Raw genomic sequence first — 13,922 nt, 5'->3', positions numbered from 1 at the left:
GGTCAGGTGCCTCCGGGCGTTAGGGAGTGCCAGGTGCCGCCGCCTCCGCCGCGGCCGCGGCGACCCAGTCGGGCAGCGGCTCCCGGCAGGCCAGCCAGTCCCGCGGCGCGTCGGCGAGGCCGGTGCGGGCGGCGACCACGCCGCCGGTGATCGCGCAGGTGGTGTCCACGTCGCCGAGGCCCTCGGCGGTGGTCCACAGGGCGTCGGCGAGGCTGTCCGGGTGGTGCGCGGCCGACCACAGGGCGAACGGCACGGTGTCGCTCGCCCGGATCCGCCGACCGTTGCCCAACAGCTCGGAGGCGCGCCGGGGTTCGGTGTCCGCGGACAGGCCGGCGGCCCGGTGCAGGCCCTCGCGGACCTCGCCGGCCGGGGTGCGCCGGGCCACCTCCGCCAGCAGTTCCGCGCCGACCGGGGCGGGTCCGGAGCGGCCGCGGGCGGCCAGTGCCGCCGCCAGGGCGACGGCCACCGCCCCGGCCACGCCCTCCGGGTGGGCGTGGGTGACCTCGGCGGACAGCGCCGCCTGCTCCGCCGCCTCGTCCAGGTCCTCGTGGAACCAGGCGCCCAGCGGGGCCACCCGCATCGCCGCGCCGTTGCCGAGGCTGCCCTGGCCGTCGAACAACTCCCGCGCGGCGGTACGCCAACTCCCTGGCTCCTCAACGAGCTTGGGGAGCAGCAGGTGCATGCCGTGCCCGTAGCCACGGCCCGAGTCGGCCCGGTAGGCGGCCCCGAAGGCCTGGGCGAGCCGCTCCTGGTGGACGGCGTCGAAGGCGGTCAGGATCCCGAACACCGACAGCGCCATCGCGGTGTCGTCGGTCCAGTGCCAGGGCCCCTCCTCCGGCGTGCGCCGGGCCCGGATCTGCTCGAACGCGTCCTGCGGGGACCGGAAGAGCGGGAACCAGCGCTCCCCGAAGGCGTCTCCCAGGGCCAGGCCCTCCAACGAGTCGCGAGCAGCGGAAACGGATGTCATCCGGGCATCCTGGCAGCGGCGACAGCCCTGCCGCACCTGCTTTCCCGGGTGCGGCGGGACCGTCGCGGGGTCAGCCGGGGGTCAGTCGCCGAGGACGGCGATCCGGCCGGTGCTCAGCCCGTCGGCGACCCGCTGGACGGCGGCCGCGACGCCGGCCAGCGGCACCCGGTCGCTCACCAGCGGCCGGACCGTGCCCTTCGCGGCGAGCGCGGTGAGTTCGTCGTGCGCGGCGCGGACCGCACCCGGGTCGTGGGTGTTGTAGAGGCCCCAGTGCAGGCCGAGGATCGAGTAGTTCTTCACCAGGGCGTGGTTGAGGGCCGGCGCCGGGACCTGCCCGGCGGCGAAGCCGACCACCACGATCCGGCCCTCGAAGGCGACGCACTTGGTGGAGCCGGTGTAGGCCGCGCCGCCGACCGGGTCGAAGACCACGTCCGCGCCGCGCCCGTCGGTGGCCTCCTTGACGGCGGCCACGAAGTCCCGCTCCGTACGGTCGACCACCAGGTCGGCGCCGAGGGCGCGGGCCGCCTCCGCCTTGGCCGCGCCGCCGGCCACCGCGATCACCCGGGCGCCGGCGGCCCGCCCGAGCTGGACGGCTGCGCTGCCGACCCCGCCGGCCGCCGCGTGCACCAGCAGGGTCTCGCCGGCCCGCAGCCGGGCCCGGCGGTGCAGCGCGAACCACGCGGTCTGGTAGCCGATGTGCAGGGCGGCGGCCTCGGCGTCGTCCAGCGCCTCGGGCGCCGGGAAGGCGGCCGCGGCGTCCAGCAGCGCGTACTCGGCGAAGGCGCCGTGCGGCAGCACCGGGTTGCCGATCAGCCGCTCGCCCCGCCGGGGGCCGTCCGCCACCTCGCCGCAGAGCTCGACCCCGGGCGTGAAGGGCAGCGGCGGACGGACCTGGTACTGCCCGCGCACCATCAGCGCGTCCGGGAAGTTGACGGCGGCGGCCCGCACCCGGACCAGCAGCTGCCCCGGGCCGGGAGCCGGCCGCGGTACGTCCTCGGCGAGCCGCAGCACCGCGGCCGGCTCGCCGAGCTCTTGCACCTGCCAGGCCCTCACAGCAGCTCGCTCCTCTCCAGCCCCTGCTGGAGCCGGTTCATCCCGGCGATCCAGCGGTCCGGGTCGGTGGCCCGGACCCGGTAGTACTCGGCGACCTCGGGGTGCGGCAGGATCAGGAAGCGCTCCTCGCGCACCGCGGCGAGCGCGGACTCTGCGACGTCCTCCGGGTCGAGCGCGGTGGGCGCCAGCAGCGCCTCGCCGATCGGGCCGGTGGAGGCGAGCATGTCGGTGCGCACCCCCTGCGGGCAGAGGGCGTGCACCCGTACGCCGCGGTGGCGGTAGGTCGCGGAGAGCCACTCGGCGAAGGCGAGCGCGCCGTGCTTGGTGACGGCGTAGGGGGCGGAGCCGAGCATGGTGAGCAGCCCGGCGGCCGAGACGGTGGACAGGAAGCGGCCCTCGCCGCGCTCCAGCCAGCGGGGGAGCAGCAGTTCGGCGGCCCGTGCGTGGGCGAGCACGTTGACCTCCCAGGCGCTCGCCCAGGCGGTGGCGGCGGCGTCGGCCCCGCCGACCGGGGCGACGCCCGCGTTGGCGCACCAGACGTCGATCTCGCCGAGGGCCGCGCGGGCCCGGCCGACCAGGTCGGCGAGGCCGTCGGCGGAGGCGGCGTCCCCGGGCAGGGCGGTGCCGCCGCACTCCTCGGCGACGGCCCCGGCGGCCCCGGCGTCGAGGTCGTTGACCGCGACCCGGGCGCCGGCCGCGGCGAAGGCCCGGGCCAGCGCGGCCCCGATGCCCCGGCCGCCGCCGGTCACCACGACGCCCTGTCCGGCCAGGTCGGCGCTCACATGCCACCGCCCAGCGTGACGCCGCCGTCGATGACGAGGGTCTGGCCGGTGATCCAGCCGGAGCCGGGGGAGAGCAGGAAGGCGACGGCGCCCGCGATGTCCTCGGGGACGCCGAGGCGGCCGAGCGGGTAGGCGGCGGCGACCTTCTCCTCGCGGCCCTCGTACAGGGCCTCGGCGAACTTGGTCTTGACCACGGCGGGTGCGACGGCGTTGACCCGGATGCCCCGCGGGCCGAGTTCGGCGCCGAGCTCGACGGTGAGCCGGATCAGCGCGGCCTTGCTGACGCCGTACATGCCGATCCCGGCCGAGGAGCGGAGGCCGGCGATCGAGGCGACGTTGACGATCGAGCCGCCGTGCTCGCCCATCCAGGCGGCGAGGGCACGGCGGGTCCAGGCCAGCGGGCCGAGCACGTTCACGGCGAAGATCTTGGCTGCGGCGGCCTCGTCGGTGTCGAGGACCGGCCCGTAGACCGGGTTGATGCCGGTGTTGTTGACGAGGTGGTCGAGCCGGCCGAAGGCCTCCAGGGTGCGGGCGATCGCCTCCTCCTGGTGGGCCGGGTCGTCGGCCTTGCCCGCGACGGCGATGGCGTTCTCCGGGCCGCCGAGGTCCTGGACGGCTTCGGCCAGCGGCTCGGGGTTGCGGGCGGTGAGGCAGACCTTGGCGCCGCGGTCGACCAGTTCGCGCGCGATGCCGAGGCCGATGCCCCGGCTCGATCCGGTGACGACGGCCACCCGGCCCTTGAAGGAGTGCACCACGGAGCGTCCTGCCTTTCCCACGGGGGTCTCGGCCACGAGTTGCCGACTGAGCTGGCCATGCTGACTACGCTGACTAAGCGCTTGCTCAGCATGGTGTCGGTGCGGGAGCCTGTCAACAGTCCGCGGCCGCCCGGGCGGGCGGCCCGACGGGAAAGCCTGTACGAGTTCCGGTCCGAGTTCTCTGCGAGGATGACGCCATGACCAGCACCCCGATGGCCGACCTCTGGCCGACCCTGCCCGGAGCCGGCACCCGCCCCGAGGCGGCGCACCGGCTGCTCCGGGCGGCCGCCGAGTCGTTCGCGGAGCGCGGCTTCCACGCCACCACCACCCGGGACATCGCCACCGCCGCCGGAATGAGCCCGGCCGCGCTGTACATCCACTACCAGTCGAAGGCCGCGCTGCTGGCCGAGATCAGCCAGGCCGGGCACGCGGCCACGCTGACCCTGGTCCGGGAGGCGGTGGCCGGCGAGGGCGGCCCGGCGGAGCGGATGCGGCGGCTGGTCGAGCAGTTCACCGCCTGGCACGCCCGGGCCCGGACGGTCGGCCGGGTGGTCAACTACGAGCTGCACGCGCTGCCCGAGGACGCGTACGCGGTGGTCGCGGCGCTGCGGCTGGACATCGAGCGCGAGGTCAGCGCGCTGATCGAGGCGGGCGCGGCGGCCGGCGAGTTCCAGGTCTCGGAGGTGCGGACGGCGGCCCGCGCGGTCACCTCGCTGGGCATCGACGTGTCCCGCTGGTACACCGACCGCTCGACCGAGACGCCCGAGGAACTCGGCCGCCGCTACGGCGAGTTGGTGCTGCGGATGCTCGGCGCCCGGCTCTGACCGGGAAGCCCTCCGGCAGGCTCGGCCCGCCCTCCGGGAGGCGGCCCCGCGGCACCCCCCGCCGTACCCCCGGCCGGACCGCCCTTGACCTGCTCACGGGGTGCGAGCAGACTCGTATACGACGTACGTGTGCCTCGTAGGCGTACAGCGCTCAGCCGGCTACGCAGGGTGATCCTGCGGACCCTCCCTGACGCACTCCCACCGCAGCCCCGACGCTGCGGATCGAAGCAGATCAGCTCCCGCGGCGACCACGCCCCCCGACCGGCGGCGCCGAACGGGACCAACCCCCGACCCGGGCCGGCCCGGCCGGGTCCTGCCGCCCCACGCGGCGGCAGGACAACGGCGCGTGCCGCGTCACGGCGTGGCCCGGGCGGTTGGAGAAGGGGAGGCGCAGTGATGCCCTTCCGACAAACGAATCCGGTCCGGCCCCGCTTCTGGCTGGAGACGGCCCTCGGCGGGCTGTCCGGACTGCTGTTCCTGCTCACCCTGGTGTGGCCGGAGTGGATCGAGACGCTGTTCGGCCTCGACCCGGACGCCGGCAGCGGCGCGGCGGAGTGGCTCGTGGTCGCCGTGGCGGCCGCCGTCACCGCCGCCTGCCTGCTCGGTGCCCGGATCGAGTGGCGCCGGGCGCACCCGTCCTCGGTCCGCGCCGCGCGGTGAGGGAAGCGGAGGACCGTCATGAGTGACGCGACAGGGGCCGTCTCCCACGAGCGGCTCACCGAACTCGTCCGGCAGGCGCCGCTGAGTTTCCGCGGCACCGTGACCAGGATCGGCGGCACCTCACTGGCCGCCATCCCGGTCGAGGACCGGAACGAACGCACCGCGGTGGTGAAGGTGGACGAGGTGCTGCACGCGCCCGCCGCCTTCAGGCAGCTCGCGGGCAGCGAGGTCACCGTCCAACTGGCGCCCGACGCCGACCTGCTCTCGGTCGGCGACTCCGCGGCGTTCTTCACCCAGGGCCTGGTCTACGGCGAGGGCCTGGGCGTGACCGAGATCGGCCGGCTGCCCGCCGGGGCCGTCCAGCGCCATGTGGCGTTGGCCGCGACCACGGCCGACGAGCTGCCGTTCTCCTCGGTGCAGCGCACGATCCGGAACCAGGACATCGCCGCGCACGCCGCGTCCGCGGACGCCGTGGTGCTGGGCAGCGTGGTCGGTCTGGAGGACCTCGGCCTGCCCGCCTACTCCGAGCACGCCCCGCACTGGTGGCGCGCCACGATCGAGGTGTCGCACGTCGAGACCGGCCCGGTCGAGCCCGGGCGGATCGCCGTCCTCTACCCCAGCAGCGAGGACATCCGCTGGCGCCAGGTGCCGAAGCCGCAGGCCGGACAGCTGGGCCTGTGGCTGCTGCACGCGACCCGGGGCGAGCTGGAGCACGAGGGGCCGTACCAGCTGCTGGACGGCGACGACTACCAGCCGGCGCAGAAGCTCGCCGTGCTGCAGGAAGGGAGGTGAGCCGGCATGCCCACCATCAAGGTCGTCGACATCACTCCCAAGGCGCTGAGCGGCGACCCGCTGCTGGACAGTGAGCCCAGCATCGCGGTCAACCCGGAGAACCCGAAGGAGATGGTCGCGACCGCCTTCACCCCGGATCCGATGGGCGGATCGATGGCGCCGGTGTACGTCTCGACCGACGGCGGCGACACCTGGGTGCTGAACAGCGTCGTCCCGGGCAACGGCAGCCTCGGCACCGGGGACATCAGCGTCGGCTACGGCTCGCTGGGAGGCCGGCTCTACACCGGCATCCTCAACGGCGTGACCGGCGACATGCAGATCCTGCGCGCGCCGAAGATCACCTCGGCCGCTCCGATGAACGTACTGGTCGACCGGGTGGACGAGGACCAGCCCTGGGTGGTCGCCGTCACCGCCGCGGCCAACGGCCAGAGCAGCGACCGGGTGTACGTCGGCAACAACGACTTCTCCTCGCCGACCGGGACGGCCACCGTGGACGTCTCGGCCGACGCCGGTACGGCCGGCGCTCCGGCCGGGTTCGGGCCGATCCGGCTCGACCGGCGGGCCGGCACGATCTTCGACGGGCCGCCGATCCGGATCGCCGTACATCCGGACGGCACGGTCTACATCGCGTTCATGAGCTTCACCGCCGAGGACCCGGTGGACCGGGCCAAGAAGACCTTCGACCTCGTGGTCACCCGCGACGACAAGGGCGGCGTCGGCGCGGCGCCCTTCGAGGCCCTGCTGGACTCGACGGACGGCGAGGTGGGCCAGCGGGCCGCCGCCGACCGCAAGGTCCGCTTCGACCCGAGGCAGCGGTCGCTGGGCCAGGAACGCACCGGGGCGGACGTGTCCGTCGCGGTGGACAGCACGGACTCCAACAGCGTGTGGGTCGCCTACTGCGACAACCTCGGCGGAACGGCCCCCACCGACTACGTGCTGCACGTCCTGCACTCGGCGAACCGGGGCCAGAGCTGGTCCACGGGGCACCCGGACGTGGTCAACGGCAAGAACCCGTCGCTGGCGGTCAACGAGGACGGCCTGGTCGGCCTGGTCTACCAGCAACTGGCCCACGGCCAGTGGTCGACGGTGCTGGAGCTGTCCGACGACGGGTTCCAGACCGTCGAGAGCCATGTGCTGCACCAGGCGCCGGGCGACGTCCCGCGGGCCGGCGGCCAGCTGCCCTACCTCGGCGACTACATCCGGATGATCACCGTGGGAAAGGACTTCTACGGGATCTTCTGCGGCAACAACACGCCGGACCGGGCCAACTTCCCGGTGGGCGTGACGTACCAGCGCAACGCCAACTTCACCACCCGTCAACTGCTCAGCACGGACGGCGTGACCAGGGTCCCGCCGTCCATCGACCCGTTCTTCTTCCACCGGGCCGCCTGAGCCCACAGGGCTCGTACGGTTCACAGCCCAAGGCGCCCGCCACGACCTGGTCGTGGCGGGCGCCCTGCTGTCGGGCACTGTGGTTCGGGGGCGGACAGGGGCGGTTCAGAGGGCGGCCAGGCAGAACTGCACCAGCCCGGCGTCCACGTCGAGGACGATCTTCTTCATCTCCGCCCACGGCGGGTGGAACGGGTTGGGCGACTGGGCCTGGTCGTTGCCCCACTCGATCGTGAAGCCGAGCACCTTGCCCCGGTCGGGATCGGTGAAGTGGCGGGCGTAGACGTAGTCGTCACTGGTCCCGCTGGTGGGGTAGAGGTGGAAGCCGGTCATCGGCTTGTACGGCACGCCGCGCACGCCCTGCACGCCCTGGCAGAAGGCCTCGGCGAGCAGCCGGGCGGTGTCCTCGTCGCCCTTGGGGATGTACTCGGAGTACGCCAGGTCGCCGGGCAGGCCGCGCTTGCCGTCGTACTGGGAGTTGCGGAAGTTCATGTCCGGGTCGACCGACTGGTTGTCGTCGTCGCCCCAGTTGTAGAGCATGTCCTGCGCGTAGCTGTGGACGTCGATGAACCACCTGGTCTGCGGGTTCTGGTCGAGCAGCCAGCGGACGTTGCGGGTCTCCGGCTCGGAGAACGCGCTCGGGCCGCAGTAGACCTGCGGGTCGCACGGGTTCGTCGACACCTGGGGGTCGGCGCTCGGGTCGAAGGCGGTGGTGAAGTCGAAGAGGAAGTCGTAGTTGCGGTTGAGGTCGACGCCGACGCAGTCCGGGTTCGGGCTGCCGCCGGCGTTGGCCGGGTTGCGGTTCTTGCGCCACATCGACTGGACGGTCTGGCTGTAGCGCCGCCCGTCCGGGTTGACCAGCGGGAAGATCACCAGGTCCAGCCGGTTGACCAGCATCTCGACCTGGTCGGCGGTGAAGGTGGTGCCGCCGTAGCCGAGGCCGGTGCCGTCGCGGTGGGCCTCCAGCAGGTCGGCGGCGAAGTGGATGAGGACCTCGCAGCTGCCCCACTCGCGGGCGTGCACGCCGCCGATCATGATCAGGCTGCTCTTGGGGACGCGGGTGAGGGTGCCGATCCTCAGGGCGTGGGCCGTGCGGCCCTCGTACGAGGTCTCGGGCAGGGTGATGAGCTGGGAGGAGACCGGGTAGGCGGTGGCCAGGCTGGTCACGGCGGACTCGACCTCGGTGACGTTCAGGTACGGCATGACGGGCCTCCCGGGTCAGCCGGCGAGCTTGGCGGCCAGGCCGCGCGGAACGGCGTCGGCGGGGGCGAACCGGTCGCCGCTGCCGACCTCGGCCTGGGCGGCGCGCCCGGCCTCACTGGCGTTGCCGGCCCGGGTGACCGTGACGCCCTCGCGTTCGAGGGCGGGCACCTGGGCGGCGGTGGCGTAGACGTCGATGCCGACGCGGCCGTCCGCCTCGTGGTGCGGGCGTCCGCCGGTGTCGGAGCGGGTCTCGCGCAGCAGCGCGCGCAGGGTCTCCAGGTCCTTGGCGGTGACGCGGAGGCGCAGGATGTCGTCGTGTGGTGCGTTCGGAACGGCGGACATGGGGAGCTTCTTCCGGGCGCCGTCGGTACGGGGCCGGAGCGGTCTCTGGCGGCTCGCCCGGCGGCGCCGATGTGAAGGGATATGTCCGACGTGTACCTCGTATCCTCAGGATGCGTCGTCGCCGTAGAACGCGTCAAGGGGAGGCGGCGGCATCCCGTCCAGCAGGCTGTCGAGGCCGCGGATCATCTCCTCGTCGTCGTCGAAGTCGGGGAAGCGGGGCACCAGGGCGCGCAGCCGCGGGTACTCGGCGGCGGGCAGCCGGTGCAGGCCCATCCGCAGGGCCGGGTCCGGCTCCTCCGGGTTGTCGACCACCTGGCGCTTGCCGACCAGCAGGCTGCCGAGGTTCCAGGCGACGAAGGCGCGGTAGACGCTCAGCGCGGTCGCGTCGTCGAAGCCGGCCCGGCCGAGCACGGCGAGGATGTGTTCGGTGAGTTCGAGCACCGGCGCCGGCCGCCGCACCATCGGGACGGTCAGTGGACGGGTCGCCACCAGCGGCAGGATCTCCGGGTGGGCGTGCGCGGCGTCCGCGAACGCCCGGGCGATCCGGCGCAGTTCCAGCCGCCACTCGGGCCGGCGCCGGTCGGAGGAGCGCCGCTCCGGGCGGCGCCGCTCGGGGCCGTGCGGGTCGTTCGCGGCGCTGGTCCGCAGCCGGTCGTTGACCTCGGTGAAGTAGGCCTCGGTCAGGCCGTCGAGCAGGGCCTCCTTGCCCGGGGTGTAGCGGTAGAGGGCCATCGACTCGACGCCCAGTTCGGTGGCCAGCCTGCGCATGGTCAACGCGGTCAGGCCCTCGCGGTCGACCAGGGCCACGGCGGCGTCGAGCACCACCGGCCGGCTCAGCCGCCCCCGCTTCTCGGTGCCGTCCCGCTCAACCATGTCCGCACTCCTCACGGTCGGTGCCAGCGTCGTCGGCCGGGCCCGAGACGGTCGGGCGGACGGCGGGGCCCGCGGCGGATCCTTCCGCAGGGGAACTCTCCGGAACTCTCCGCAACGGATGTCACTCAGCGGATACAGAACCAGGATACAAGGTAGGAATCGGGCGTAAACGGTTATCAGCTGACGGATCCGGCAATTCGGCGGTCCCCGCTGGTCAGCCGACCAGCAGTCGGACGGCGAGCCAGGCGACCAGGGCGGCGGAGCCGAGTGCGGTGAGTAGTCGGCCGCGCGGGCCGGTCAGTGCACGACCCAGCAGTGCGCCACCTGAGGCGAGCAGCAGTTGCCAGCTCGCCGAGGCGGCGAACGCGGCGGCCACGAACACCGCCCGGGCGAGCGCGTCGGAGGTCGCCCCGTCCCGGCCGCCGCCGAGGACCAGCGCGGCGAAGTAGAGCACCGTGAGCGGGTTCAGCAGGGTGATCCCGAGCAGGGTGAGGAACGCCCGGGCGGGCGTGGGCGGCGGCTGCTCGGGCCCGGCGGCGGCCCCGGACCGGCTGCGCAGAGCGGTGTGCGCCGTTCGGGCGGCCAGGGCCAGCAGCACCACCGCGGAGCCGATCCGCAACGGCCGGGCGACCGGTTCGAGCAGGGGCGCGAGACCGCCGCCGCCGACCGCGGCGAGCAGCGCGTACAGCCCGTCCGCGGCGGCCACGCCGAGGGCGGCGCAGGCACCGGTGCGCAGCGAGGTCCGCGCGGTGAGCGCGACGAGGTAGGCCCCGACGGCCCCCACCGGGACGGCGACGCCGTACCCGGCGAGCAGCCCCGCGACCAGCGCGGCCCTCACGCGCGTGCGGCGTCGGGCCTCCGGGGGCGGCCGGGCTGCTGCTGGACCGGGGCCGGAGAGGCGGCGGTCACGGGCAGCGGGCGGGCGGGGGAGGAGGTCATGCGCCGATCCTGGCGGCCGGGGCCCGGGGCGGCAAGTGGTTTTCCGGGGCGCCGGGTAGCGTGGGCCGTTCCGTGACCGCCACCGTTGCGAGGAGACCCGATGGGCCGTCAGAACGATCCGCTGCGTGCCGTGTTGGCCATGACGTGGACCTCCTGGGCGCAGCGCGGCGCCGCCCTGGACGCCGAGGACTGGGACCGGCCGACCCGGCTGCCCGCGTGGACCGTCCGGGAGCTGTACGCGCACGCGGCGCCCGTGCCGGAGATGTTCACCGGGTTGCGCGCCGCCGTCCTGGACGCGCCGGCCGGGATCACCACCGGCGCCGGGATCCTGCGCGCCTACAACCGGCCCGGCGGCCTCGCCCACACCGCGGCCGGGCAGATCGCCGACGCGGCCAAGGAGGCCGCCGGGCGGACCGACCCCGCCGTACTGATCGCCCGGTTCGGGGTCGAGGGGCCGGCTGCCCTGGCCGCACTCGACGACCTGCCGCCGGACACCACGGTGGCGCACCCGCTGCTCGGCAGCGTGCGGCTGGGCGCGCTCGGCGAGGTGGCGCTGATGGAGGCGACCGTCCACCTGCTCGACCTGATCGCGGCCGTCGGCGGCCCGCCGCCCGCCGACGAGGCCCTGGCCGCGACCCGGGCCCTGCTGGCGGAGGTCGCCGACCCGGTGGCCTTCATCGAGGCGGCGACCGGCCGGACCGCGGGGGCGGTGCTGCCGGTCATCCGCTGAGCCGGCTCTCCACCGAGCCGGCCAACCGCTGAGCTCGGCGGCCCCCGGGCCGCCCCGGGGGCCCGGTCGTCCGGCGGGGGTCGGTAACCCCTGGTCAGCAGTATGATCAGCGGCCGGAATAGGCCCGATCGGGGGAGAGTTCAGTGGACCATGTCCTGAGCATGTGGTGGGTGCTGCCCGTCGTGCTGTACGGCAGCGGGTGGATCGTCAAGGACGCCCGGCAGGCGCTGAAGGTGCGGCACGAGCGCAAGATGGAGCTGCTCGCCGCCACCGAGCGCAAGCACGCCGCGCTGGAGGCAGCGAACCGGCCGCCGGAGCCGATCTGCGGCTGCACCCACCACCTGGCCAAGCACGACAAGCAGGGGCGCTGCCACGAGGTCGTCGAGGCCCCGACCGCCTGGGACGCCGACCGCCGTCCGCTGCAGTACGAGGCGCGGCCCTGCAACTGCCAGCAGTACATCGGCCCGGAGCCGCTCGGCACGGTCTTCGCGCAGGAGCTGGTCGACCCGCGCTGACGTTCCCGCGCTGACCTTCCCCGCGCGGGTCCCTCGGGGCCCCTCGGGGCCTCTCGGGGCCGTGAGGGGTCTTCGGGGTTCGCGTTCCGCTTGATGTCATGACCTTTTCAAAGGTGCGGGTTTGCTGTCACGCTGCTGCTCCCGGCCCGCTTCCCCACGAGAGGTCCCGATGAGAAGACTCCTGCCTGCCCTGACCGGCGCCGCCCTGTTCGCGGCCGCCGGTCTCACGGCGCTCGCCACCCCCACGGTGGCGAGCGCCGCGGACTGCACGCCCGCCCAGGTCGTGGCCAACGGCGGCTTCGAGTCCGGCAGTTCGCCCTGGACGGCGTCGAGCGGCGCGATCACCGCCGACAGCGGCCAGAGCGCCCACTCCGGCAGTTCCTACGTCTGGCTCGACGGCAACGGCTCGACCCACACCGACACCCTCACGCAGTCCGTCACCCTCCCCACCGGGTGCGGCACCGCGACGCTCGGGTTCTGGCTGCACATCGACACTGCCGAGACCACCACCTCCACCGCCTACGACAAGCTGACCGTCAAACTCGGCTCCACCACGCTGGCCACCTACTCCAACCTGGACGCCCAGAGCGGGTACGTGCACAAGACCGTCGACGTCTCCGCCTTCGCGGGCCAGACCGCGACGCTCTCCTTCACCGGCACCGAGGACTCCAGCCTGCAGACCAGCTTCGTGCTGGACGACGTCACCCTGGACGCCTTCGGCGGCACCACCCCGCCCCAGCCCGGCGACCCGACCCGCACCCCGGCCGCCCCCGGGTACACCGTCAACCTCACCAGCGACGCCTCGGGCGGCAGTTGGAGCGGGCACGAGAGCGTCACCTTCAGCAACGCCTCGCCCACGCCGCTCACCGAGGTGTACCTGCGGCTGTGGGACAACGCCCACGGCAGCTGCCCCAGCACCCCGATCACGGTGACCAACGTGACCGGCGGCACCCCCGCCCCGCTCAGCGTGAACTGCACCGCGCTCAAGGTCACCCTGCCGGCGCCGCTCGCGCAGGGCCAGAGCGGCACCGTCGGCTTCGACCTCGGCATCACCGTGCCCAGCGGCGCCGACCGCTTCGGCCACGACGGCGCGTACAACTTCCTCGGCAACGCCCTGCCCGTCCTCGCGATACGCGACGCGGCCGGCTGGCACCTCGACCCCTACACCAACAACGGCGAGTCCTTCTACTCGGTGGCCGCGGACTTCACCGTGACCCTGGACCACCCGACCGGCCTGCTGGTGCCCGCGACCGGTACCTCGGTGGACACCCCCGGCGCGGCCGGACGGACCGTCACCAAGGCCACCGCGAGCAAGGTGCGCGACTTCGCCTGGGGCGCCGGGCCGTTCACCAAGATCTCCGGCACCTCAGCGGCCGGGGTGAAGGTCAACGTCTACTCGGTGTCGGGGATCAGCGCCGCCGACGCCAAGTCGATGCTCACCACCGCGACCTCGGCGGTCGACGCCCACGCCCAGCGCTTCGGCGCCTACCCGTACGGCGAACTGGACGCGGTGATCGACAACAACTTCTGGTTCGGCGGCATGGAGTACCCGGGCTTCGTCCTCGACCTGGTCAGCACCACCGCGCTCACTCACGAGATCGGCCACCAGTGGTTCTACGGCATCGTGGGCGACGACGAGTACAACGCCCCCTGGCTGGACGAGGCCTTCACCGACTACGCCACCGACCTCGCCCTCGGCAAGACCGGCAACGGCTGCTGGAACAGCGTCTCCTGGGCCTCGGCGGCGGAGAAGATCACCAACTCCATGGCCTACTGGGACGCCAACTCCTCCCGCTACTCCACGGTCGTCTACGGCTACGGCAAGTGCGCCCTGCACGACCTGCGCCGCACCATCGGCGACAGCGCGATGACCACGCTGCTGCGCGGCTACGCACAGTCGCACTGGTACGGCGTCTCCACCACCGCTGAGTTCAAGGCTGCGGCCCAGGCCGCCACCACGGTGGACCTGACCTCCTTCTGGAGCCAGCACCGCATCGAGGGCTAGCTGTGACTCGCCCGCTCGCCCATGACGCGGCTCGGGGCGGGTGACTCGCCCGCTCGCCTCCGGGGCGCTCTGACCCGGTGCCGAAAGGTAGAA

Annotated in this window: 15 protein-coding genes; 7 read left to right on the top strand and 8 right to left on the bottom strand. The window is 73.8% G+C overall.

Annotated elements, in window-relative coordinates; genetic code table 11:
- Positions 1–19 precede the first annotated feature (19 nt).
- The 4 genes from IE332_RS35090 to IE332_RS35075 form a co-directional block, all read right to left on the bottom strand.
- Entirely contained in the window at positions 20–967 is a 948-nt protein-coding gene (locus IE332_RS35090; RefSeq protein ID WP_189924580.1) for an ADP-ribosylglycohydrolase family protein, read from the bottom strand.
- An 81-nt stretch (positions 968–1,048) separates the two neighbouring features.
- The gene (locus tag IE332_RS35085) at positions 1,049–2,020 is read right to left on the bottom strand and encodes an NADPH:quinone oxidoreductase family protein (protein WP_229929157.1); all 972 of its coding nucleotides are present in this window, start codon (positions 2,018–2,020) and stop codon (positions 1,049–1,051) included.
- Positions 2,017–2,802 (bottom strand): SDR family NAD(P)-dependent oxidoreductase, encoded by a 786-nt coding sequence (locus IE332_RS35080; RefSeq protein ID WP_189924577.1) that lies wholly within the window; start codon positions 2,800–2,802, stop codon positions 2,017–2,019. The genes IE332_RS35085 and IE332_RS35080 overlap by 4 nt, the downstream gene beginning before the upstream one ends.
- On the bottom strand, positions 2,799–3,557 hold the full coding sequence (locus IE332_RS35075) for an SDR family oxidoreductase (RefSeq protein WP_229929156.1): 759 nt from the start codon (positions 3,555–3,557) through the stop codon (positions 2,799–2,801). The genes IE332_RS35080 and IE332_RS35075 overlap by 4 nt, the downstream gene beginning before the upstream one ends.
- Positions 3,558–3,754: 197 nt before the next feature.
- Here IE332_RS35075 and IE332_RS35070 point away from each other — a divergent pair, with 197 nt between their 5' ends.
- From IE332_RS35070 to IE332_RS35055, 4 genes are all read left to right on the top strand, one after another.
- Positions 3,755–4,381: a TetR/AcrR family transcriptional regulator gene (locus tag IE332_RS35070; protein ID WP_189924575.1), complete on the top strand. Its 627-nt coding sequence runs from the start codon at positions 3,755–3,757 to the stop codon at positions 4,379–4,381.
- 396 nt (positions 4,382–4,777) lie between these two features.
- Positions 4,778–5,041 (top strand): ABC transporter permease, encoded by a 264-nt coding sequence (locus IE332_RS35065; protein ID WP_189924573.1) that lies wholly within the window; start codon positions 4,778–4,780, stop codon positions 5,039–5,041.
- Between the two features lie 18 nt (positions 5,042–5,059).
- Positions 5,060–5,833: a hypothetical protein gene (locus IE332_RS35060; protein WP_189924571.1), complete on the top strand. Its 774-nt coding sequence runs from the start codon at positions 5,060–5,062 to the stop codon at positions 5,831–5,833.
- A gap of 6 nt (positions 5,834–5,839) precedes the next feature.
- A complete protein-coding gene (locus IE332_RS35055) occupies positions 5,840–7,225 on the top strand; it encodes a hypothetical protein (protein ID WP_189924569.1) in 1,386 nt (461 codons plus the stop codon).
- A 105-nt stretch (positions 7,226–7,330) separates the two neighbouring features.
- Here IE332_RS35055 and IE332_RS35050 read toward each other — a convergent pair whose 3' ends face one another.
- The 4 genes from IE332_RS35050 to IE332_RS35035 all read right to left on the bottom strand — a co-directional run bounded on the left by IE332_RS35050 (position 7,331) and on the right by IE332_RS35035 (position 10,478).
- Positions 7,331–8,425, bottom strand: a complete 1,095-nt coding sequence (locus IE332_RS35050) for a M14 family metallopeptidase (RefSeq protein ID WP_189924567.1) — start codon at positions 8,423–8,425, stop codon at positions 7,331–7,333.
- A gap of 15 nt (positions 8,426–8,440) precedes the next feature.
- A complete protein-coding gene (locus IE332_RS35045) occupies positions 8,441–8,767 on the bottom strand; it encodes a hypothetical protein (protein ID WP_189924565.1) in 327 nt (108 codons plus the stop codon).
- 105 nt (positions 8,768–8,872) lie between these two features.
- Positions 8,873–9,640, bottom strand: a complete 768-nt coding sequence (locus tag IE332_RS35040) for a TetR/AcrR family transcriptional regulator (protein WP_189924563.1) — start codon at positions 9,638–9,640, stop codon at positions 8,873–8,875.
- Between the two features lie 214 nt (positions 9,641–9,854).
- Positions 9,855–10,478, bottom strand: a complete 624-nt coding sequence (locus IE332_RS35035; RefSeq protein ID WP_189924561.1) for a LysE family transporter — start codon at positions 10,476–10,478, stop codon at positions 9,855–9,857.
- Positions 10,479–10,679: 201 nt separating this feature from the next.
- Here IE332_RS35035 and IE332_RS35030 point away from each other — a divergent pair, with 201 nt between their 5' ends.
- The 3 genes from IE332_RS35030 to IE332_RS35020 all read left to right on the top strand — a co-directional run bounded on the left by IE332_RS35030 (position 10,680) and on the right by IE332_RS35020 (position 13,829).
- Positions 10,680–11,309 (top strand): maleylpyruvate isomerase N-terminal domain-containing protein, encoded by a 630-nt coding sequence (locus IE332_RS35030; RefSeq protein WP_189924559.1) that lies wholly within the window; start codon positions 10,680–10,682, stop codon positions 11,307–11,309.
- Positions 11,310–11,470: 161 nt separating this feature from the next.
- Positions 11,471–11,824, top strand: a complete 354-nt coding sequence (locus IE332_RS35025; protein WP_189924624.1) for a hypothetical protein — start codon at positions 11,471–11,473, stop codon at positions 11,822–11,824.
- A 169-nt stretch (positions 11,825–11,993) separates the two neighbouring features.
- The gene (locus IE332_RS35020) at positions 11,994–13,829 is read left to right on the top strand and encodes a M1 family aminopeptidase (protein WP_189924557.1); all 1,836 of its coding nucleotides are present in this window, start codon (positions 11,994–11,996) and stop codon (positions 13,827–13,829) included.
- Positions 13,830–13,922 lie beyond the last annotated feature (93 nt).

Origin of the sequence: Kitasatospora xanthocidica, assembly GCF_014656195.1 — a bacterium.
GTDB lineage: Bacteria > Actinomycetota > Actinomycetes > Streptomycetales > Streptomycetaceae > Kitasatospora > Kitasatospora xanthocidica.
Note: the sequence above shows the minus strand (reverse complement) of the source record. Positions and strands in the feature narration are given on the sequence as shown.